Raw genomic sequence first — 21,132 nt, 5'->3', positions numbered from 1 at the left:
TACCGGAAGGAGGAAATTATAATGATTCAACCATTTACACGTTTGCATGTGGCTGACAACTCTGGTGCGAAGGAACTGATGTGTATCCGCGTACTAGGTGGTACAGGACGCCGTACAGCAGCAATCGGTGATTTGATCGTTTGTTCCGTTAAACAAGCAACACCAGGCGGCGTTGTCAAAAAAGGTGATGTTGTTAGAGCGGTTGTTGTTCGTACTAAACGTTCCGTACGCCGTAAAGATGGATCTTACATCGCATTCGACGAAAATGCAGCTGTTGTTGTAAAAGACGACAGAAGCCCACGTGGAACACGTATCTTCGGACCTGTTGCTCGCGAACTTCGCGATAGAGACTATATGAAGATCGTTTCCTTGGCACCGGAAGTTATCTAAATAAACGGCGATAACAAGCTGAAGGCTAGTCATAGGAGGTGTAATAAATGCCTAGAGTGAAAAAAGTTCTGGAATCCCATAACAATAAACTGCATGTGAAGAAAGACGACGTGGTGATTGTGATTAGCGGGAAAGACAAAGGCAAAAAAGGCCGTGTCATCGCTGCTTATCCTCGTCAAAACCGCGTTCTGGTAGAAGGCGTGAACATGATGAAGAAACATCAGAAGCCGAACCAGCTGAACCCACAGGGTGGAATTATTGAGCAAGAAGCTTCAATCCATGTGTCCAACGTAATGCACATTGATCCGAAGAGCGGTAAAGTAACTCGTATCGGTTACAAAGTATTGGACAACGGTAAAAAGGTTCGGGTTGCTAAGAGATCCGGAGAGATTATCGACTAATATAGCCTTAAGGAAAGGAGGTAAATCTTCATGGCGGCAAGAATGAAAGAACGTTTTCTTAACGAAATTACACCTGCTTTGATGCAGAAGTTTAACTATACGACTGTAATGCAAGTGCCGAAAATTGAGAAGGTAGTCATCAACATGGGTGTGGGTGACGCTGTATCGAACTCGAAAGTACTTGATGCTGCAGTTAATGACATGCAACTGATCGCTGGTCAAAAACCAGTAATCACAAAAGCAAAGAAATCTATCGCCGGTTTCAAATTGCGCGAAAATATGCCAATCGGGGTTAAAGTAACACTGCGCGGTGAGCGTATGTATTACTTCTTGGACAAATTGTTCAATGTAACTCTTCCTCGTGTACGTGACTTCCGCGGTGTTTCGACTAAAGCTTTCGACGGTCGTGGTAACTACACACTTGGTTTGAAAGAACAGTTGATCTTCCCTGAAATCGAGTACGATAAGGTTGATAAAGTTCGCGGTATGGACATCGTTATTGTAACGACGGCAAAGACGGATGAGGAATCCCGTGAGCTGCTGGGTCAGCTGGGAATGCCTTTCGCAAAATAAGTTCGGTTTCCGAAACTGTTTAGGAGGTGTCAGGCTAAAGTGGCAAAAACTTCGATGAAAGTTAAACAACAACGTACGCCTAAGTTTAAAGTACGTGCATATACACGTTGCGAACGTTGTGGTCGTCCACATTCAGTACTGCAAAAGTTCAAAATTTGCAGAATTTGTTTCCGTGAGTTAGCTTATAAAGGCCAGATTCCTGGCGTCAAAAAAGCAAGTTGGTAAGAAGTTTATAAACGGGAAGGAGGTTTACACACATGACTATGTCTGATCCTATTGCAGATATGCTTACTCGTATTCGTAACGCCAATACAGTGCGTCACGAAACCGTAGAAATGCCTGCTTCGACAATGAAGAAACAAATCGCTGATATCTTGAAGCGTGAAGGTTTCATTCGTGATGCGGAATATGTTGAAGATAGCAAACAAGGGATTATCCGTATCTTCTTGAAATACGGCCCTAACCAAGAGCGTGTAATTACAGGTTTGAAAAGAATTAGTAAACCAGGCCTTCGCGTATACACGAAGAGCAATGAAGTTCCTCGTGTACTCGGCGGTCTAGGAATCGCGATTGTCTCCACATCTAAGGGAGTTATGACCGATAAAGAAGCTCGTCAATCTAAATCCGGCGGAGAAGTTGTCTGCTACATTTGGTAATAAACGTCACAAGATAAGGAGGTGCAACACATGTCTCGTATTGGTCGCAAACCAATCGCAGTACCTAGCGGTGTAGATATCACTTTGGATAACACCGTTATTACAGTAAAAGGTCCAAAAGGCTCTTTGACTCGTGAGCTTCATAAAGACATGAAGATTACGATTGAAAATAACGAAATCACAGTTGTTCGCCCGTCGGACAACAAATTGCATCGTTCACTTCACGGCACAACCCGCTCCGTTGTCAACAACATGGTGAGTGGTGTTACTGAAGGGTTCTCGAAATCTCTGGAGATGGTAGGGGTCGGATATCGTGCCAGCAAATCCGGAGACAAAATCGTTCTGAACGTTGGTTACTCCCACCCGGTTGAAATTTCACCGGAGCCAGGTATCGAGTTCGAAGTTCCTGCGAACACGAAAATCATCGTTAAAGGAATCGACAAAGAACGCGTTGGCGCTTATGCTGCTAAAATTCGTTCCGTACGTGAACCAGAGCCGTATAAAGGTAAAGGTATCAAATATGAAGGCGAGCGTATCATCCGCAAAGAAGGTAAAGCCGGTAAGAAGAAATAACCGGCTAAGCCTTAATTGGGAAATGCCCCGCGCATCTTAATGTGAAACTGCCCTACGGCAACTGAAGGGAGTGAAAGGAAAGTCATGATTACAAAAGACGATAAAAACAAGGCTCGCCTCAAAAGACACCTGCGTGTTCGTAAGAAAATCCAGGGTACTACTGAGCGTCCACGTTTGAATGTGTTCCGTTCTTCGAAACACATCTATGCTCAATTGATTGATGATGTGACTGGCGTTACAATCGTATCCGCCTCAACACGTGATAAAGATCTGAGTGCTACAATCGGTAATGGCGGCAGCGTTGAAGCTGCAAGTAAAGTGGGCCAATTGGTCGCTGAACGTGCTAAAGAAAAAGGTTACGCAGTGGTTGTATTTGACCGCGGTGGATACTTGTACCATGGACGGATTCAAGCATTGGCTGATGCAGCTCGCGAGGCTGGTCTTGAGTTCTAGAATAATTCTTAAAAGGAGGTTAACGACTTGCGTGTAGATCCGAACAGTTTAGAGCTGACAGAAAGAGTTGTACACATCAACCGTGTTGCTAAAGTTGTAAAAGGCGGACGCCGTTTCAGCTTTAGCGCACTGGTAGTTGTCGGCGATGGCAATGGCTACGTTGGTGCTGGAATCGGTAAAGCCGGCGAAGTACCGGATGCCATCCGTAAAGGCATTGAAGATGCTAAGAAAAACCTGATCCACATTCCAATCGTAGGAACTTCGATTCCTCACTTGGTTACAGGACATTTCGGCGCAGGCCGCGTGTTGCTGAAACCAGCATCAGAAGGTACCGGCGTTATTGCTGGTGGTCCGGTTCGTGCAGTATTGGAATTGGCGGGCGTTGGCGATATCTTGACAAAATCTTTGGGTTCTTCGAATTCCATGAACATGGTCAATGCAACTTTGGAGGGACTTTCCCGCTTGAAGCGCATTGAAGAGGTCGCGAAACTTCGCGGCAAATCTGTCGAAGAATTACGCGGTTAAGGAGGGGAACGTCAATGGCAAAATTGCAAATTACCCTCGTTCGCAGCGTAATCGGACGTCCGGAAACACAACGTGTTACCGTTAAGACGCTCGGCCTGCGTAAACTTAACTCGTCCGTGGTTCACAATGATACTCCCGCGATTCGCGGAATGATCAATAAAGTGGGCCACTTGTTAGCAGTTACTGAAATCGAAGGCTAAAAGCCTCGTATAAATTATCAGACATAAGGAGGTGCAAACGATGAAGTTACATGAACTTGCTCCGGCACCGGGTTCCCGTAAAGAACGCAATCGCGTAGGTCGCGGTCCTAGTAGCGGAAACGGTAAAACGTCCGGCCGCGGTCATAAAGGTCAAAACTCCCGCTCCGGCGGTGGTGTTCGTCTAGGCTTCGAGGGGGGTCAAAACCCACTCTATCGTCGTCTGCCTAAACGTGGTTTCGTCAATCCTACCCGTAAAGAGTACGCGATTGTGAACCTTGAAGATCTCAACAACTTTGCAGAAGGTACTGAAGTAACCCCTGCATTGTTGCTTGAAACAGGCGTTGTCAAGAACTCTAAGAGCGGTATTAAGATTCTTGGTAATGGCGAAATATCCGTTAAATTGACTGTACAAGCTAATAAGTTCTCTCAATCTGCGGTGGAGAAAATCGAGGCTGCCGGCGGTAAAACCGAGGTGATCTAATGTTCAAGACGCTTAAGAATATATGGCATGTTGAAGATTTGCGCAAAAGGATCCTGTTCACCCTGTTTATTCTGTTCATCTATCGGATTGGTTCGTTCGTACCAGTGCCAGGCGTGAACAAAGATGTACTGGAAACAGCGAATCAGAGCGGCGACGCTTTGATGGGTCTTTTGAACACCTTCTCGGGTGGAGCGCTCAAAAACTTCTCGATATTTGCGATCAGTATTTACCCGTACATTACAGCATCCATTATCGTACAATTACTTTCGATGGATGTTGTCCCTAAGTTTGCTGAATGGGCAAAACAAGGGGAGCACGGAAAAAAACAATTGGCGCAGATTACCCGATACGGTACAGTAGTATTGGCTCTAATCCAGGGTTTTGCTACTTCAATCGGGTTTAACCGGATTTATGGTACTGAAATGATTCCGAATGCGACCTTTGCGGATTACCTGCTCATAGCTATTATTTTGACTGCAGGTACTTCTTTCCTGATGTGGCTAGGTGAGCAGATCACAGAAAAGGGAATAGGAAACGGGATTTCGATCCTGATTTTTGCTGGAATCGTCTCTGCCATACCGGGTTATATCACGAGTACGGCACAATCAAGCTTTATTCAGCCGGATCAGGTGTTCCTGAATATTCTTAAAGTGGTTATTGTGATGATTGTGATTATTGCGATTATTACAGGAGTTATTTTCGTGCAGCAAGGTATTCGTAAGATACCAGTACAATATGCTAAACGAGTAGTCGGTAACAAAATGTACGGTGGACAAAACACCCACATTCCGATGAAAATTAATGCTGCAGGTGTAATTCCAGTTATTTTTGCAGTGTCACTACTTCAGTTTCCAGTTGTTCTCTCCAGTTTCTGGTCAACACATGATTGGGCGAAGTGGATTGCTAAGTATATGGCAATGGACGCACCGCTCGGCATGCTTCTGTATGTTGTGATGATTATTGGATTTACGTTCTTTTACACGTTCGTTCAGATGAATCCACAGCAGATGGCTGATAACATGAAGAAGAACGGTGGATATATACCTGGTATTCGGCCTGGTAAAGCAACGGAGAAGTATTTGACCAAGGTAATGTCCCGCCTGACCATGTCTGGTGCGTTGTTCCTGGCTCTTATCTCTGTAATGCCAGTAATCTTCGGTAGTTTCTCTGGGTTGCCAAGACAGGTTCAAATCGGCGGTACTGCACTGCTGATCGTAATCGGTGTGGCATTGGATACTATGAAGCAGATCGAGAGCCAATTGATTAAACGCCATTACAAAGGCTTCATTAATAAATAGGCGATAGGTTCCGGAGAAGCTTTGAGTTTACTGCCTTCCCGGCACCTATTGTGCTGTTTCTTGCTTGGTGGCGAACTTTTGGGGGGAGAGAGAAATCGTGAACATTTTATTCATGGGCCCTCCTGGGGCAGGCAAGGGAACACAAGCAGCAGAGATCGTGAAGGAACTTGGAATACCTCATATCTCTACAGGAGATGCATTCCGCTTAGCTATTAAGCAAGGTACTCCTGTGGGTCTGAAGGCCAAGTCCTTCATTGATCAAGGCTTACTTGTACCAGATGATGTGACCATTGGAATTGTAGAAGAGCGGTTGCAGCAGTCCGATTGCGAAAAAGGTTTTTTATTGGACGGCTTTCCAAGAACTCTTTCGCAAGCGGAAGCGCTGAATGAAATTTTAGCCCGCTTAAATACTTCATTGGATCATGTAATCAACTTGAATGTGGACCGGGGCTTGCTGATGGCGCGTCTAACAGGACGCCGTATCTGCAATGTTTGCGGGGCATCCTACCATTTGATTTTCAACCCGCCGAAGCAAGATGGCATTTGCGATGTTGACGGCGGTGAACTGTATCAACGTCCGGATGATAATGAACAAAGTGTAGGCAAGCGTCTGGATGAGTATGACAACAAGACTGCACCACTGCTTGCTTTTTATGAGAATAAGGGTCTTTTGCGTCAGGTTAACGGAGAAAACGAAATTAATGTCGTTACCTCTGAAATTGTATCTTTACTGCGGGGTTAATGTAATGATCATTTGTAAATCCGAACAGGAACTTACCTTTATGAGGGAAGCTGGTCGAATTGTTGCCGAGAGCCACCGTCTTATCGCACAGGCTATTGAACCTGGGATTACGACCGGAGAGCTCGACAGCATCGCCGATCAATACATTCGCAGTCAAAGTGCCGTGCCATCTTTCAAAGGCTACAACGGTTTTCCTGCCAGCATTTGCGCTTCAGTCAACGAACAATTGGTGCATGGATTTCCGGGTAAACGCAAGTTGATCGAAGGCGATATTATAACGCTGGATATCGGTGCGCAATACCGTGGTTATCACGGTGATTCCGCTTGGACCTACGGAGTGGGTAGTATTTCGGAACAGGCTCAGCAATTGCTGGACGTTACGGAAGGCTCTCTCTACGCAGGACTGGCGTTAGTTAAACCGGATGTGCGCTTGTTTACAATCTCCCATGCTATCCAGACGTACATCGAAGAGGCTGGTTTCTCGGTTGTACGCGAGTATGTCGGTCATGGCATTGGGGCAGAACTGCATGAAGAACCGCAAATTCCGAACTATGGCATATCGGACCGCGGACCGCGGCTGAAACCGGGTATGGTACTCGCGATTGAGCCCATGGTTAACGTAGGTAAGCGTTATGTCAGAACGCTGGAAGATAACTGGACAGTCGTTACGGTTGATGGCTCACTGTGCGCTCACTTTGAGCATACGGTTGCGGTAACTCCGGACGGCATGGAAATTTTCACGAAACTGAATGCGTAGGTGATCTTAGTTGAATGCTCAGAGCAGCCCGCAGGTTGGTCAATTGGTGAGAATCCTTAAAGGCAAAGATGCTGGAGAGGTTGCCGTTGTTATCAATGTAGTAGACAGCAGGTTTGTGTATATTGCGGACGGGGACAAACGTAAGTTTGACGTGCCTAAGAAGAAGAGTATTCTTCATCTGGAGCCTTTACCTATCGTCAGCAGTGAGGTTGTGAACAGTTTGAACGAAAGCGGACGGGTTACGAACGGAAAGCTGCGTTTTGCAGTTACGAAGTTTTTGAAATCCACCGATAAAAGCGCTAATGAGAAAGGAGACTAATTGTGGCTAAAGAAGACGTTATTGAGGTAGAAGGAACCGTTCTTGAACCGTTGCCAAATGCAACCTTTAAAGTTGAATTGGAGAATGGTCATCAAATTCTTGCCCATGTATCCGGCAAGCTCCGGATGCACTTTATCCGTATTTTGACTGGAGACAAAGTAGTCGTACAGTTATCGCCTTATGATTTATCAAAAGGACGTATAACTTACCGTAAATAGATGGGAAGTACTAAAGAAAGTTTTGCTTCACAAACTAAGCATAGGCTTTCGAACCCAGTTTTACTTACGTAAAACTTATAGGAGGTAATTAACATGAAGGTAAGACCTTCTGTAAAGCCCATTTGCGAGAAATGTAAAGTAATTCGCCGCAAAGGGACTGTTATGGTGATTTGCGAAAATCCGAAACATAAACAAAAACAAGGATAAGAAGGGGGTGTAGCGTAAAATGGCTCGTATAGCTGGAGTGGACTTACCACGTGACAAACGCGTTGAGATCGCCTTGACTTATATTTTCGGAATCGGTAAAACGACTTCCCAGAAAATTCTTAACGAAACAGGCATTGACGCTAATACACGTGTCCGTGATTTGACGGAAGATGAAGTCAGCAAACTGCGTGAAACGATCGACAAAACAGCTAAGGTAGAAGGCGACTTGCGTCGTGAAATTTCCTTGAATATTAAACGTCTTATCGAGATCGGTTGCTACCGCGGTGTTCGTCACCGTCGTGGATTACCTGTTCGCGGTCAACGTACCAAAACGAATGCCCGTACCCGTAAGGGCCCGCGTCGTACGGTAGCTAACAAGAAAAAATAATAGGGGGGGATAAGAGACAATGGCTAAACCGAAAAAAGTCGTACGTACAAAACGTCGCGACCGTAAAAATATCGAATCCGGCGTGGCACATATTCGTTCCACGTTCAACAATACCATCGTTACCATCACGGATCCTCACGGAAATGCAATTTCCTGGGCTAGCTCCGGCGGCCAAGGATTTAAAGGTTCCCGTAAGTCCACTCCATTTGCAGCGCAAATGGCAGCTGAATCAGCAGCTAAAGCAGCTATGGAACACGGCATGAAATCCGTTGAAGTTATGGTTAAAGGACCGGGCGCGGGCCGCGAGGCAGCCATCCGTTCACTTCAAGCCGCAGGCCTCGAAGTTAACCTTATCAAAGACGTTACTCCGGTTCCTCATAATGGTTGCCGTCCACCGAAACGTCGCCGCGTATAGTTAAGTCAGCAATGAGATGTGTGGTATAAATCCGGCACTAACTGCTAATAATGGGTGTTTAGGCATACTACATGATCCACCTGATGGGGTGACAGTTTCATATAGGAGCGACGTTTGAAGGAGGGGTACACTCGTGATAGAAATCGAAAAGCCGAAGATTGAGACCGTAGAAGCGAATGATGAAGGAACCTATGGGAAATTCGTAGTTGAACCGTTGGAACGTGGATATGGCACAACTCTGGGGAACTCGCTTCGCCGGATACTGCTGTCCTCCCTTCCAGGAGCCGCAGTGACTTCGGTCCAAATTGACGGCGTTCTGCATGAGTTCTCGACCGTTCCTGGCGTAATGGAAGATGTGACAGAAATCATCTTGAACCTGAAAGCTTTGTCTTTAAAGATTCACTCAGACGAAGAAAAAGTGTTTGAGATTGATGCTGAAGGGGAAGGCGTCGTTACCGCCGGTGATATCCGTGCGGACAGCGACGTCGAGATCCTGAACCCGGATCTTCACATTGCAACGCTGGGACCTGGCGCGAGACTTCACATGCGTATTTTTGCAGGCCGCGGTCGCGGTTACGTCCAAGCGGACCGTAACAAGCGTGATGACCAGCCTATTGGTGTTATTCCAGTTGACTCTATCTACACTCCTATTTCACGCGTTAACTATGGCATAGACAACACTCGTGTTGGTCAAGTAACTAACTATGACAAATTAACGTTGGAAGTATGGACAGATGGCAGTATCAGACCGGAAGAGGCTGTAAGCCTCGGAGCCAAAATTTTGAACGAGCACCTCGTATTATTCGTAGGTCTTACGGATGAAGCGAAAGACGCCGAAATTATGGTTGAAAAAGAAGAAGACAAAAAAGAAAAAGTGCTTGAGATGACAATCGAAGAGCTTGATCTTTCTGTTCGTTCGTACAACTGCCTCAAACGTGCTGGTATTAATACCGTGCAAGAGCTGACCACTAAAACTGAAGAAGATATGATGAAAGTCCGTAACTTGGGCCGCAAATCTTTGGAAGAAGTACAAGAGAAGCTTGAGGAACTCGGTTTAGGACTTCGGACTGAAGAATAGCACAAGATTGCTAGAGTAAAGGAGGGAATTAACATGGCATACCAAAAGTTGGGCCGTGATTCCAGTGCGCGTAAAGCGTTATTTCGCGACTTGGTAACGGACCTGTTCTTATACGAGCGTATCCAAACCACGGAAGCCAAGGCGAAGGAAGTACGTTCCATCGCTGAGAAACTAATCACTAAGGCGAAAAAGGGCGATCTTCATGCTCGTCGTCAAGTTGCAGCTTTTGTTCGTCGCGAGACTGTTGACGGTGAACAAGATGCAATTCAAAAATTGTTCGCTGAAATTGCTCCTCGCTACACAGAGCGTCCAGGTGGATACACTCGTATCCTGAAACTCGGACCTCGTCGTGGTGACGCTGCGCCTATGGTTTATCTTGAACTAGTAGACCGTGCGTAGTAACAAGTTATGATTTCCGATTGTACCCCTGACATCCATTTTCTTAGGAAAATGGAGTGGGGGAAGATCAGAATTACTGTACTGCTTGGGCGTTAGCCTGTTGTGCAGTAAAACGCGGAGATCACCTTGGATCAATGGAAGGAGCTCCCGCCGGGGCTTCTTTTTTTTGAAAAGAGAAGGAGAACGCTATGCGCAATCTATTCATGAAGGTCAATTATGACGGAACCCATTATGATGGCTTTCAGACTCAACCTAAGGGCAATACGATTCAGGATCAGTTGGAGAAGGCAATACATCATCTGACGGGTGAAGGCCTTAAGATTACAGCTTCAGGCCGGACAGACGCAGGTGTACATGCTTACGGACAGCCGTTTAATTTCCTGACTTCATCACGTATACCTATAGAACGTTGGTGTCTAGCGCTGAATACCAGGCTGCCGCAAGATATCGTGGTTACAGAAGCTTGTGAGGTTCCGCTTTCCTTTCACTCCCGCAGGGGGGCGAAACGTAAGACTTACCGCTATCTGATTAACGGTAATCGGTTCCCTGATCCTTTTCAGCGGCGCTGGCAGTATCATCATCCAGTAGCTTTAAATATACCAGCCATGGAGCAAGGATTGGCTCATGTTATAGGTACACATGACTTTACGTCGTTTGCTTCCCGTAGGTCCACAAAGACTTCGCACGTCAGAACAATCTTTGAGGCTCATATGGAAGTAGACCGCAGTATGTGCCGACCGGGATCCTCGGATCAAGGGGTTATTCATACTTATATTACAGGGAGTGGGTTTCTTCAACACATGGTTCGCATAATAATGGGGACTCTGATCAACGTTGGAGAAGGCAAATGTCAGGCTGATGAGGTTGCTCATATTTTAGCAGCATGCGATCGGTCCGCAGCTGGTCCGACAGCTGTTGCAAAAGGTCTGGCACTTTGGAATGTCGAGTATGGTGAGACTGAAAAGTGAGTTTGTCACTGTTGTTTTTTTATTTTAAAAAAGCACAGAATTATATGAAAATATGCTTGCACTTGGTATGTTTATGCTGTAATATAAAAGTTGTGTTTTCTTGATGGCTATCCCACAGCCCCGATCGAGATTACACCAACAAATGCTTTACCTAACTCACATAATCGTAATTCAATGAGAAACAAGATATACGAAACAGCTGATTTTCGTACGAGAACAAGGAGGAAACATTCATGCGTACCACCTATATGGCGAAGCCGAACGAAGTTGCGCGCAATTGGCACATCATCGACGCCGAAGGCAAAACTCTTGGTCGTTTGGCCAGTGAAGCCGCTGCTTTGATCCGTGGCAAACACAAACCGCAATTCACTCCACATGTTGATACAGGAGATTTCGTTATTGTTATCAACGCTGAGAAGATTCACTTGACAGGCAAGAAAATGCAAAACAAGAAATACTACCGTCACTCGATGCACCCAGGTGGCTTGAAAGTCACTGTTGCTGAAGATTTGATCAAAACTAAACCTGAGCGGATGATTGAATTCGCCGTTCACGGTATGATACCTAAGACTCGTCAAGGCGACCATATGAAGCTGAGATTGAAAGTCTATGCAGGCGCTGAGCATCCACACGCAGCACAAAAACCAGAAGTTTACGAACTTCGCGGATAAGATAAGGGAGGACAGTTTCATGGCACAAGTACAATACTATGGGACAGGTCGTCGTAAACATTCGGTAGCACGTGTTCGCCTCGTACCGGGTGAAGGACGCATTGTCATTAACAAACGTGAGATGGACGAATATTTCGGTGTGGAAACACTGAAGATGATCGTCAAACAACCTTTGACACTGACTGAAACACTGGGAAATTATGATGTTCTGGTTATCGCTCATGGCGGCGGAATATCTGGCCAAGCCGGAGCAATCCGTCATGGTATCTCCCGTGCACTTTTGAAAGCTGATCCGGACTTCCGTCCATCACTTAAAAAAGCAGGATTCCTGACTCGTGACCCACGTATGAAGGAACGTAAGAAATACGGTCTGAAAGCAGCACGTCGTGCTCCTCAGTTCTCGAAACGTTAATATCCCTTGTATTTCAAGGAATTCAAGCCTCTGGCCCTCGCGGTCGGGGGCTTTTATTATTTTCTATCAAATTCAAATCGATTTTCAAAATTCAGATAAGTCGTTATCATTACCAAACGTTCAATAATTATAATGGTTCCAGTAAAACCTCTCCATAATGGAGAGGTTTTTTTATTTTGTAAGGGTTAACAAAGCATTAATCCCATTGACCATCCTCCGCGAAAACTATATACTAAATATTAATTCATATAAAATTAGTTGGAATTAAAGAAACACAATCATGGATGGAGGAACGATGATGAATTTGTTGGAGAAAGAGGCTTTAATCAAAGTGAAGGCCGAAGAGCTGGAGAATGCCTCCCCGGAAGAGATAATCCGCTGGGCTGTTGATACTTTCCCTAATATAACATTTGCCTGCAGCTTCGGTGCTGAAGATGTAGTTCTGGTCGATATGCTACACAAAATTAGCCCGTCTACCGATGTTTTCTACTTGGATACGGATTTTCACTTTAAAGAAACTTATGAAACCAGAGACTTAATGGCAGAGAAATACGATTTGGAGTTTGTTCGGGTCTCACCAAAAATCACCCCGGAGGAACAAGTACAAGCCTATGGGGAAGCACTATGGAACACAGATCCGAACCAATGCTGTGCCATCCGTAAGGTAGAACCTTTAACCCGTATCCTTTCTCAATATGATGCATGGATTACAGGAATCCGTCGTGATCAAGCTCCAACCCGTGCCAATTCTAAAAAGGTAGAGTACGACTACAAATTTGGTTTGGTTAAATTTAATCCTATTGCCCATTGGACAACAGAAGATGTATGGGAGTATATCCGAGAGAATGATGTAATTTATAACCCTCTGCATGATCGTAATTTCCCGAGTATCGGCTGCGAGCAGTGTACACGTGCAGTTATGCCAGGAGAAGATCCGCGTGCAGGAAGATGGTCAGGATCAGAGAAGACGGAGTGTGGACTCCACAAATAAGGCATACTTTGCCGTGACATCAATGTAGAGGAGAATCGAAATGACGTCAATACTTCCTCATGGAGGAACACTTGTACAGCGTGTAGTAAAGGGAGAGGAGCGTCAACAGCTGCTTCAAGAATCCGCCAACTACAAATCTATTGCACTTAATACATGGACTTTATCTGATTTAGATCTTATTGGTGTGGGGGCCTTCTCTCCGCTTACCGGTTTTTTAAATGAGGATGACTACCACTCTGTGGTTAAAAGCATGAGATTAGCTGATGGAACGGTTTGGAGTATCCCGATTACATTAGCTGTAACGAATGAAGTTGCCTCAAGTCTTTCTATTGGAGATAAAGTGTCACTGATTGGCGAAGAAGATGGTGTTGTTTACGGATTACTCGATGTTGAGAGCATTTATAGTGTCGATCAAAGCATCGAGGCGCAGAATGTCTTTAAAACCACTGACCCTGAACATCCCGGAGTAAGCAAGCTGTTGGCTAGACCTAACACCTATGTTGGAGGTCCAATAACAGTTCTTAATCGTCCGCAGCCAGAGAAGTTTGGGGAGTTTTATTTTGATCCGGCGGATACACGTCATATCTTTGCTGAGAAGGGCTGGAGAAGCGTTGTAGGCTTCCAGACACGTAACCCGGTCCATCGTGCTCATGAGTACATCCAAAAGTGCGCTATGGAGATTGTAGATGCTCTATTCCTCAATCCTTTAGTAGGTGAGACGAAATCGGATGATGTACCTGCGAATGTCCGTATGAAAAGCTATCTTGCCCTCCTAGAAAATTATTACCCGGAGGATCGTACATTCCTTGGTGTTTTTCCGGCGGCAATGCGCTACGCTGGTCCAAGGGAAGCTGTATTCCATGCTATGGTACGTAAAAACTACGGTTGTACTCACTTCATAGTGGGCCGTGACCATGCGGGTGTTGGCGATTATTATGGAACCTATGAAGCGCAGGAGATATTCGCTAATTTTACCGCAGAGGAATTGGATATAACTCCACTATTCTTCGAGCACAGCTTTTTTTGCCAAAAGTGTGAGAGCATGGCCTCCAACAAAACCTGCCCTCACTCCAAGGAGCATCACATGGCGCTATCCGGTACTAAGGTACGTGCTTTGCTTCGTGACGGTATTTGTCCTCCCCCTCAATTTACACGTCCTGAGGTTGCTCAGATACTGATCGAGGGGATGTCTCAGGAAGTAACCTCATAATCTAATAATGCATGTACTATTTGACCCTCTTGTCCCATATAGATGAGTAGAATCTATCGGGACGAGGGGGTCTTTGTTATGTCTGGCCGTAAATACAGTAAAGTCTCGGTCTGGATATCTTGGAGCAGCATCAAGAAAACTGTACTGGGTGCGGCGTTGTTCGCACTGCTAATCGGAATAATCTCGTATGATATGCCCACGGCAAAAACATGGAATTACTGGAGCCTGCCGCTTTCCGGAAAAGTGATAGCCATTGACGCTGGACATGGCGGTCCTGACGGAGGGGCAGTGAGCCGTGAAGGGTTGATTGAAAAGGATATCAATCTGGCGATATCGCTCTACTTACGTGACTACCTGCAGCAAGCGGGTGCGATTGTAGTTATGACCCGTGAAGGTGACTATGACCTAGCTCAGGATAGTACTAAAGGATATAGCAGGAGGAAGTCAGAAGACCTTAGACAGCGGGTAAGAGGTATTGAAGGACAGGGTGTAGATCTGTTTATATCCATTCATATGAACAGTATTCCATCTAATCGTTGGAGTGGGGCACAGACATTCTACTATCCGAATCACCCGGATAACAAACAGTTGGCTAACTTACTTCAGGAGGAACTAAAAAATACGTTGGAAAATACAAACAGAACCGCAAAGACCGCCAATACAATTTATCTATTACAAGCACTGCGTATGCCCTCTGTACTTGTAGAGGTTGGATTTCTTTCTCACCCTCAAGAGTCACTATTGCTTGGGGATGATGTATACCAGCGTAAAGTGGCGACAAGCATTTACCGGGGTATTTTACGCTACGAATCAGAAGCCCCCTCTGAATGACTACTCTTCACCGGAGAGGTAATGCTATAATAGACAAAAACTATTCGGTCATCCGGATACGAAATAGAGGTGCTTTATGCTGACGAGAGAACAAATTCAGGAAATATTACTGCCACTAACCGATGTGGAATCGGGAAAAAGCTTGGTAGAATTACAGTTGATCCGTGACATTATGATCAAGGAAGATCGTATTTCTTTGTCAGTTATTTGCCTGAATACGGACGAACAAGACCGTATGGAGTTAGAGCAGCGGGTTAGAGAACTTCTTGAGGCTGGTGGAGTTGGCAATGTACATATCCGGTTGCGGGATGCAACAGACTACGAACGGTCCCAGATTCGTGGCGGAAGCGAAGAAGAGACGGATGAAGGTAATGAGGGTAAGTTAAAAGGACATGCTGCAGGACTTGAGGGTCATGAGTTAATAAATGAGAACTCAGGCGTTCATTTTGTGGCGGTAGCCAGTGGTAAAGGCGGCGTCGGAAAGTCAACTGTAACCGTTAACTTGGCGGTAGCGTTAGCAAGAATGGGTAAGAAGGTAGGCTTGATAGACGCGGACATTTACGGGTTCAGCATACCGGATATGATGGGGATCGAAGAAGGCCCGATTGTTGAAGAAGGAACCATCATCCCTGTAGAACGATTTGGAGTTAAAGTAATGTCTATGGGATTTTTTATCCGTGAAAATAGTCCGGTGATTTGGCGTGGACCCATGCTCGGCAAGATGTTGAGGCAGTTCTTTAGTGATGTAGGCTGGGGTGAGCTGGATTACATGCTGCTAGATCTACCTCCTGGTACCGGCGATGTCGCGTTAGACGTACACCAAATGCTGCCTCAGAGCAAGGAGATCATTGTTACGACTCCACATGCTACTGCGGCGTTTGTAGCCGCTAGGGCAGGTTCTATGGCTCTGCAGACAGACCATGAAGTGATTGGTGTTATTGAGAACATGTCCTATTATGAATGCTCTGCCTGCGGACAAAAGGACTATATATTTGGCCGGGGCGGTGGAGCAAGATTGGCGGAGACATTGCATACGGAACTAATCGCCCAAATACCATTAGGTGCACCTGATAATCATATTTCTGAACCTGATTTTTCACCTTCTGTATATAAAGCGGAAACACCAACCGCTCAGATTTTTTCTGAAATTGCAGCCAAACTGATTTCTAAATGTGAGATGTAAAACTGGCTTTGAACCTAAAAAGAGGCTCGTCTCGCACATGAACCGTGGGACAAGCCTCTTTTTATTAAAGTTAAATTGTAGTGGCATTTCTTAGGAACCGGAATCTCCACCGCCATCACCGCTTTTTTGTTCTCCGCCTTTCTTTTCAACCTTAGGCTTTAGCTCCTCCTGCACAACTGTTTTAAGTAAATCGAGCACTTCCATACGGAATAAAGGATTTTGCATGGTTTCTTGCATAATAGTCATAGTCTGCTTACGATAATCTGGAGATTTGGTAAGATCAAGAAACATTTTCATCATTTCAGGGGATTTCATAATATCAGTAACTGACTTCTGATAAGTGGGATCTTTAATGAGTTGCATGTGCAGCTGCTTACTTTGGGAATTTATCGCTTTGGCAAAATCCCCTGCGAACTTAGGATCGGTCATTATTTTCTCGATTTCCTTTTTATACTCCGGTGCTGTAATTGTATCTTTAACGGCAACGCGGATATCCTCTGATGTCTGAAGGGGGAGCATACTCTTGCTTAAAACATTAATTCCGCCGCTGCCGCCTGCGGACTCCGCCGAGGGGGATGATAATGCCTCCTGAAGTGCTTTTTTGCCTTCATCGCTTTTCAATATATCTACAACCATTGTCTTTGCTTCCTTATAACTTGTTTGACTTGATGAAGAAGAGCTGCTTTCTCCACCGCAGGCGGTTAAAGCTAAAACCACCATACTTAACGTCAACCCGCGTGCGCAATAAACTGCCCATTTCATGTGGCATTGACCTCCTTTATAGGATTCCTGTATGTAGTATGCCGCTTGCAAAAACATTTATGTTGTAGGATGAATGGTTTTTTGCCGGTAACCTTGGTAAAATAAATCACACATAGGGGGTGAGCTGTCTGAGTATAAGAAAATGGTTCCATTTGTTTTGGACTACGCTTTTGATTGGAGCAGGGGGGGCTGTTATTGCAGGTCTTTCACTTCAACTAGCCAATGGCCGAATAGAATTTAAGAGCGTGACTGACTTTATTATATATCCGCTTATATTATTTGGTTACGGGGTGCTTGTCAGTGTCTATTCCCAGCTTGGTTTTTTTGCCTATCTGATACTAAATTATATGGGGATCGGTGTGTTTCCGAGAAAAGTCTGGAAGTACATACAATTGGTGCTTGCTGTACTGTCTCTTCTTGAGCTGATGTTCCTGCGTACCTTCGTGGGCGGAGAGAGAAATGTGGCTTCAGATCTGACCTTGGCAGTTTCTATTTTGTTGACAGCAGTTATTGTGTCCTATTTTAAAGTTCGCAACACCAACATCTCAGCCTGGATTCCTACTTTTTTCTTTATGACGGCCGTTTCAATTGTGGAAGTTATCGGTGTACTGCGAATCGGTGTCGATAGTGCTACTGTTTTTATTGTTGTTCCGCTCATCGCTTGCAATGCATTCCAGATTTTGATGCTACATCGTATTATTAAGCCTTCAGCTACAGGAATCGATTACAGCACGAACCCCGTTCCTAAATAGGACACGGGGTTTTTGTTCTTTGTTAATTATGGCGGTTAAAAGATGTGATACAGGGTTAATCTTTAAGAATAGCGTATGCTTACGAATTCAGTTTTGCTTTGCAAAACTTTAGGAGGGGAATATATGAACATCAAGCGCTATATGATAAAAGACACAGAAGAAACTGTACTAAAGCAGCTGGACCCTAACGAAACGGGCTCTTTTAAATCCAGGGAAGAAGCCGAAGGCGAGATGGGGCAGTTGAAGGAGCGGCTTGCCGAGTTACAAGACATTTTGTTCGCTCAGAAAAAGCACTCCGTATTGGTCATTCTTCAAGGGATGGATTCAAGCGGCAAGGATGGAACAGTAAAGCATATTTTTTCCGGAATTAACCCACAGGGGTTTATGGTAACCAGCTTCAAGAAACCCTCACTGGAAGAGACGGCTCATGACTTCCTATGGAGAGTTCATCAGAAGACACCGCCCAAAGGTTATATCTCCGCCTTTAATCGCTCTCATTATGAAGATGTACTTGTTCCTCGCGTGCATGGGAGTTTGAAGGATGACGACCTGAGGAGGCGTTTCAAGCAAATTCGGAACTTTGAAGAGATGTTGGCAGATGAGGGGACTACGATCATCAAACTCTTTTTGCATATTTCCAAAGAAAAGCAGCTGGAAAAAATCCAGGAGCGGTTACATGATCCCAAGAAACACTGGAAATTTGATGTGAGTGATCTTCAGGAAAGGCAATACTGGAATGAATATCAAGAAGCTTATGAGGATATATTTGTGCATAGCAACACAGATAAATCACCGTGGTATTGGATTCCGGCTAATCACAGGTGGTATCGCAATTATCTGGCACTTTCCATTGTTGTGAAGACATTAGAAGGTCTGGATCTAAAATATCCGAAGCTAGATACACCAACTCCGGATATTTCGGAACTTATATCTCCACGTCATTAAGGCTAGTACACAAAAATTTATAAACCTGCTGCATCCTCAAGCCTATCATTCAACCAGGCTGAATCCCGGACTTCTTTTCCTTCAGCACTGCTTTGGCTAAGCAGCTCAGAGACTGTTACAAATTCATATCCCTGCTTTCTAAGCTCATCAATGATAAGCGGAAGAGCCTCATGAGTTTGCTTGCATGAATCGCTGGCGTGTAGCAATACAATATCTCCGGGATGTGCTTTTGTAGTAACCCGGCTTACAATGTTTTGGACACCAGGGTTCTTCCAGTCGAGCGAATCTGTATCCCACTGAATGACTTTGTAACCGAGATCACTGGCGACCTGCAGCACTCTTTTATCAAAATCTCCGTTAGGCATCCGAATGAGGTTCGGTTCCTTGCCGGTTAAATCGGTTAAAATCCCATGAGCCGTTGTTATTTGTTTGCGGATTTCCTCACTGCTAAGAGTGCTGTAATTGACATGCTTATGACCGTGACTTCCAATTTCGTATCCGGAAGCCTTAATGCTTGTTACAATTTCCGGATGTGTCTTGCTCCAAGGGGAAGACAGGAAGAAAGTAGCTTTCTCTACTTTTTTATCTTCCAGTACTTTGAGAATAGGTTCAGGCCTTTTTTCCCCCCAGCTAATATCGAACGTAAGCGCAATCAGCTTCTTCTCCGTCGGAACACTGTAGATCGCAGAAGGGGCGGCTTCAGAAAAGACCGTAATATTACCCCTCTCGACATAAACAACTCCGGCGGCAAGAAGCGCAGCAGCAAAAAGGTAGATGAACCGTTTTATCTTTTTGCCACTGAATACATAAAAAGAATTCATAATTTACAGCGCTCCTCTCCAATACAAAATGCTTGTTTGTTATAAATGTATGCTCGTACTGTTCCGTTATGACTTGGCACATTACAGATCGATAAATCCAGGAGGATATATATGTCGTTTTTCACGTTTCTTAAAGACTTAAAGACCATACGCATTGCATTACTTTTATCTTGCATATTGTTCGTGGCCGGTGGAATCATCGGATGGGTCGGAACTACCAGTCTGGAAAAGCTTCTACTTCAACAAATAGAGGGGCTTAGTGAAATCAGCAAGGATCTTAAGGAATCCTCGAACCCTATGTGGAGCTTCTTTGTATTTATTTTTTTGAACAACAGTATTAAAGGTGTCTTAACGATATTCCTAGGTGCGTTGTTTGGTATCATTCCAGCCCTGTTTCTACTGGTGAACGGAGCGGTAATCGGCTACTTGATACACATATCTTCAATTCAAGGCCTGAATATATTCAATTTAGTTGTTAAAGGATTACTGCCGCACGGGATCATTGAGATTCCGGCTATTATAATTGCCTGTGCTTTCGGGTTGCATTTTGGAAGCAAGGTATCGTCAAGTATATTCAGGTCTTCAAGCCGGCTAGAAAAGAGAGGGACGGAATGGCCTGTCTTTATGCGCCAAACGCTGACGGCCTCCATTTGGATCGTTATTCTACTTTTTATAGCGGCTATTATTGAAAGTACAATTACCTTCTCACTTTTATCATAAAATTTAGGGGAAGTGAGCATAACAATAAGGTCATGTTTTATACCCTACCAAAGGGTATTAGAATGTTCCAATGTGATCTAAAGGAAAAAACTTATATTTATGGTTATAGTTTCAACGCTCCGGTTAATCTAGTGTAAGTAGTAATCATTGCGGCTTAAATACACAAAGGAGGCCAAGCATATGTTGGGTATGTTATTTAATGAAAAAGAGTGTAAAGAGCTGGACTATGTTTTGCGTAAAGAGCTTGACGAGATGCTACTTGATTTAAGCGATCAACGCTTGGACCAAAATATTAGGCATGCCATTGCTAATAGGTATAAAACTGTCTTCCGTATGTATGCCAGATTTGCTCCGCAAAAGGAACTCTCCAGATATGCCTGGGGTGGACGTTCATCCCAATTCAAACATTAGAGTAAGCGGATTTTGAACGATTGTGAGTGATTCGCAATTAATTTAATAAAATAGGTTGACGAAAAGGGAGCGGACATGATACATTATATCTCGCGCTCCTTTTACTTTGTTTATAAGGAGTTAGCAGGCAAGCAAAATTGAAAAAAACATTTTTCAAAAAAAAGCTTGCCAAAACAAGAACTACTGTGATATATTATAAAGGTCGCCGCTGAGACGCGGTGAAGAGCTAAAACGAGACATTGATCTTTGAAAACTGAACAACGAGTGAGTGGGATTTTACGAGAGTAAAATCCAAAATAGATGAGTTTCACAGCGTGTTTCACGCTTTTGAAATTTCATCAAGAGAATTTTTTAATTCTCGTCAGATGTTTCAAAATGAGCA

General features: G+C 44.6%; 33 protein-coding genes. 31 read left to right on the top strand and 2 right to left on the bottom strand.

All coding sequences use genetic code 11. The annotated features are described in order from the left end of the window. The first annotated feature begins 21 nt into the window (after positions 1-21). The 27 genes from rplN (at position 22) to J2T20_RS20970 (ending at position 16,339) form a co-directional block, all read left to right on the top strand. Positions 22-390, top strand: a complete 369-nt coding sequence (gene rplN, locus J2T20_RS21100; protein ID WP_036652959.1) for a 50S ribosomal protein L14 — start codon at positions 22-24, stop codon at positions 388-390. A gap of 47 nt (positions 391-437) precedes the next feature. Further along, the gene (rplX, locus tag J2T20_RS21095) at positions 438-791 is read left to right on the top strand and encodes a 50S ribosomal protein L24 (RefSeq protein WP_307591283.1); all 354 of its coding nucleotides are present in this window, start codon (positions 438-440) and stop codon (positions 789-791) included. Between the two features lie 30 nt (positions 792-821). Continuing rightward, positions 822-1,364, top strand: a complete 543-nt coding sequence (gene rplE, locus J2T20_RS21090) for a 50S ribosomal protein L5 (RefSeq protein WP_307591282.1) — start codon at positions 822-824, stop codon at positions 1,362-1,364. Between the two features lie 39 nt (positions 1,365-1,403). Further along, positions 1,404-1,589: a type Z 30S ribosomal protein S14 gene (locus tag J2T20_RS21085; protein WP_013312154.1), complete on the top strand. Its 186-nt coding sequence runs from the start codon at positions 1,404-1,406 to the stop codon at positions 1,587-1,589. A gap of 32 nt (positions 1,590-1,621) precedes the next feature. Beyond that, positions 1,622-2,020, top strand: a complete 399-nt coding sequence (gene rpsH / locus J2T20_RS21080; RefSeq protein ID WP_036652964.1) for a 30S ribosomal protein S8 — start codon at positions 1,622-1,624, stop codon at positions 2,018-2,020. A 30-nt stretch (positions 2,021-2,050) separates the two neighbouring features. Continuing rightward, a complete protein-coding gene (gene rplF / locus J2T20_RS21075) occupies positions 2,051-2,593 on the top strand; it encodes a 50S ribosomal protein L6 (RefSeq protein WP_036652967.1) in 543 nt (180 codons plus the stop codon). A gap of 84 nt (positions 2,594-2,677) precedes the next feature. After that, positions 2,678-3,046, top strand: a complete 369-nt coding sequence (gene rplR / locus J2T20_RS21070) for a 50S ribosomal protein L18 (protein WP_036652970.1) — start codon at positions 2,678-2,680, stop codon at positions 3,044-3,046. A 27-nt stretch (positions 3,047-3,073) separates the two neighbouring features. Next, on the top strand, positions 3,074-3,571 hold the full coding sequence (rpsE, locus tag J2T20_RS21065) for a 30S ribosomal protein S5 (RefSeq protein WP_036652980.1): 498 nt from the start codon (positions 3,074-3,076) through the stop codon (positions 3,569-3,571). Between the two features lie 14 nt (positions 3,572-3,585). Further along, the gene (rpmD, locus tag J2T20_RS21060; protein ID WP_036652983.1) at positions 3,586-3,771 is read left to right on the top strand and encodes a 50S ribosomal protein L30; all 186 of its coding nucleotides are present in this window, start codon (positions 3,586-3,588) and stop codon (positions 3,769-3,771) included. Between the two features lie 40 nt (positions 3,772-3,811). Further along, complete coding sequence (rplO, locus tag J2T20_RS21055) at positions 3,812-4,252, top strand: 50S ribosomal protein L15 (RefSeq protein WP_307591281.1); 441 nt, start codon at positions 3,812-3,814, stop codon at positions 4,250-4,252. Then, positions 4,252-5,550, top strand: a complete 1,299-nt coding sequence (gene secY, locus J2T20_RS21050; protein ID WP_307591280.1) for a preprotein translocase subunit SecY — start codon at positions 4,252-4,254, stop codon at positions 5,548-5,550. The genes rplO and secY overlap by 1 nt, the downstream gene beginning before the upstream one ends. 97 nt (positions 5,551-5,647) lie before the next feature. Beyond that, positions 5,648-6,292 carry an adenylate kinase gene (locus J2T20_RS21045; RefSeq protein WP_307591279.1) on the top strand — a complete coding sequence of 215 codons (645 nt, stop codon included), beginning with the start codon at positions 5,648-5,650 and terminating at the stop codon, positions 6,290-6,292. A gap of 4 nt (positions 6,293-6,296) precedes the next feature. Then, the gene (gene map, locus J2T20_RS21040; RefSeq protein ID WP_307591278.1) at positions 6,297-7,049 is read left to right on the top strand and encodes a type I methionyl aminopeptidase; all 753 of its coding nucleotides are present in this window, start codon (positions 6,297-6,299) and stop codon (positions 7,047-7,049) included. Positions 7,050-7,059: 10 nt separating this feature from the next. Continuing rightward, positions 7,060-7,368: a KOW domain-containing RNA-binding protein gene (locus J2T20_RS21035; RefSeq protein ID WP_307591277.1), complete on the top strand. Its 309-nt coding sequence runs from the start codon at positions 7,060-7,062 to the stop codon at positions 7,366-7,368. Between the two features lie 2 nt (positions 7,369-7,370). After that, complete coding sequence (gene infA / locus J2T20_RS21030; RefSeq protein WP_036652996.1) at positions 7,371-7,586, top strand: translation initiation factor IF-1; 216 nt, start codon at positions 7,371-7,373, stop codon at positions 7,584-7,586. Between the two features lie 93 nt (positions 7,587-7,679). Continuing rightward, positions 7,680-7,793, top strand: coding sequence for a 50S ribosomal protein L36 (gene rpmJ / locus J2T20_RS21025; RefSeq protein WP_003322638.1), 114 nt, complete (start codon positions 7,680-7,682; stop codon positions 7,791-7,793). Between the two features lie 19 nt (positions 7,794-7,812). Continuing rightward, on the top strand, positions 7,813-8,181 hold the full coding sequence (gene rpsM / locus J2T20_RS21020; protein ID WP_307591276.1) for a 30S ribosomal protein S13: 369 nt from the start codon (positions 7,813-7,815) through the stop codon (positions 8,179-8,181). A gap of 19 nt (positions 8,182-8,200) precedes the next feature. After that, positions 8,201-8,596: a 30S ribosomal protein S11 gene (rpsK, locus tag J2T20_RS21015; protein WP_019908251.1), complete on the top strand. Its 396-nt coding sequence runs from the start codon at positions 8,201-8,203 to the stop codon at positions 8,594-8,596. 133 nt (positions 8,597-8,729) lie between these two features. Next, on the top strand, positions 8,730-9,674 hold the full coding sequence (locus J2T20_RS21010; protein ID WP_307591275.1) for a DNA-directed RNA polymerase subunit alpha: 945 nt from the start codon (positions 8,730-8,732) through the stop codon (positions 9,672-9,674). A gap of 33 nt (positions 9,675-9,707) precedes the next feature. Next, entirely contained in the window at positions 9,708-10,073 is a 366-nt protein-coding gene (gene rplQ, locus J2T20_RS21005) for a 50S ribosomal protein L17 (protein ID WP_307591274.1), read from the top strand. 188 nt (positions 10,074-10,261) lie between these two features. Continuing rightward, on the top strand, positions 10,262-11,041 hold the full coding sequence (truA, locus tag J2T20_RS21000) for a tRNA pseudouridine(38-40) synthase TruA (protein WP_307591273.1): 780 nt from the start codon (positions 10,262-10,264) through the stop codon (positions 11,039-11,041). Positions 11,042-11,274: 233 nt separating this feature from the next. Continuing rightward, positions 11,275-11,712 (top strand): 50S ribosomal protein L13, encoded by a 438-nt coding sequence (gene rplM, locus J2T20_RS20995; protein ID WP_307591272.1) that lies wholly within the window; start codon positions 11,275-11,277, stop codon positions 11,710-11,712. A 19-nt stretch (positions 11,713-11,731) separates the two neighbouring features. Continuing rightward, positions 11,732-12,124 carry a 30S ribosomal protein S9 gene (gene rpsI, locus J2T20_RS20990; RefSeq protein ID WP_307591271.1) on the top strand — a complete coding sequence of 131 codons (393 nt, stop codon included), beginning with the start codon at positions 11,732-11,734 and terminating at the stop codon, positions 12,122-12,124. 298 nt (positions 12,125-12,422) lie between these two features. Next, positions 12,423-13,115 (top strand): phosphoadenylyl-sulfate reductase, encoded by a 693-nt coding sequence (locus J2T20_RS20985; RefSeq protein ID WP_307591325.1) that lies wholly within the window; start codon positions 12,423-12,425, stop codon positions 13,113-13,115. A 40-nt stretch (positions 13,116-13,155) separates the two neighbouring features. Continuing rightward, positions 13,156-14,325 carry a sulfate adenylyltransferase gene (gene sat / locus J2T20_RS20980; protein WP_307591270.1) on the top strand — a complete coding sequence of 390 codons (1,170 nt, stop codon included), beginning with the start codon at positions 13,156-13,158 and terminating at the stop codon, positions 14,323-14,325. 78 nt (positions 14,326-14,403) lie between these two features. After that, a complete protein-coding gene (gene cwlD / locus J2T20_RS20975; RefSeq protein WP_307591269.1) occupies positions 14,404-15,156 on the top strand; it encodes an N-acetylmuramoyl-L-alanine amidase CwlD in 753 nt (250 codons plus the stop codon). 76 nt (positions 15,157-15,232) lie between these two features. Beyond that, complete coding sequence (locus tag J2T20_RS20970; RefSeq protein ID WP_307591268.1) at positions 15,233-16,339, top strand: Mrp/NBP35 family ATP-binding protein; 1,107 nt, start codon at positions 15,233-15,235, stop codon at positions 16,337-16,339. A 90-nt stretch (positions 16,340-16,429) separates the two neighbouring features. Here the strand turns inward: J2T20_RS20970 and gerD are convergent, their stop codons facing one another. Then, the gene (gene gerD, locus J2T20_RS20965; protein ID WP_307591267.1) at positions 16,430-17,101 is read right to left on the bottom strand and encodes a spore germination lipoprotein GerD; all 672 of its coding nucleotides are present in this window, start codon (positions 17,099-17,101) and stop codon (positions 16,430-16,432) included. Positions 17,102-17,229: 128 nt separating this feature from the next. On the opposite strand from gerD, the gene J2T20_RS20960 reads away from it, so the two are divergent. Next, a complete protein-coding gene (locus J2T20_RS20960) occupies positions 17,230-17,853 on the top strand; it encodes a KinB-signaling pathway activation protein (RefSeq protein WP_373457838.1) in 624 nt (207 codons plus the stop codon). 123 nt (positions 17,854-17,976) lie between these two features. Further along, positions 17,977-18,798, top strand: coding sequence for a PPK2 family polyphosphate kinase (locus J2T20_RS20955; RefSeq protein ID WP_307591265.1), 822 nt, complete (start codon positions 17,977-17,979; stop codon positions 18,796-18,798). 17 nt (positions 18,799-18,815) lie between these two features. Here J2T20_RS20955 and pdaB read toward each other — a convergent pair whose 3' ends face one another. Further along, positions 18,816-19,619 (bottom strand): polysaccharide deacetylase family sporulation protein PdaB, encoded by an 804-nt coding sequence (pdaB, locus tag J2T20_RS20950; RefSeq protein WP_307591264.1) that lies wholly within the window; start codon positions 19,617-19,619, stop codon positions 18,816-18,818. Positions 19,620-19,730: 111 nt separating this feature from the next. Between pdaB and J2T20_RS20945 the strand changes: the two genes are divergently transcribed. Beyond that, the gene (locus tag J2T20_RS20945; RefSeq protein ID WP_307591263.1) at positions 19,731-20,339 is read left to right on the top strand and encodes a stage II sporulation protein M; all 609 of its coding nucleotides are present in this window, start codon (positions 19,731-19,733) and stop codon (positions 20,337-20,339) included. 180 nt (positions 20,340-20,519) lie between these two features. Beyond that, positions 20,520-20,750: a hypothetical protein gene (locus J2T20_RS20940; protein WP_036648017.1), complete on the top strand. Its 231-nt coding sequence runs from the start codon at positions 20,520-20,522 to the stop codon at positions 20,748-20,750. Positions 20,751-21,132: the final 382 nt, after the last annotated feature.

The organism is Paenibacillus wynnii, assembly GCF_030812855.1.
GTDB lineage: Bacteria > Bacillota > Bacilli > Paenibacillales > Paenibacillaceae > Paenibacillus_AQ > Paenibacillus_AQ wynnii_A.
The sequence above is the reverse complement of the archived record's forward strand: the minus strand, read 5'-3'. Positions and strand labels throughout refer to the sequence as shown.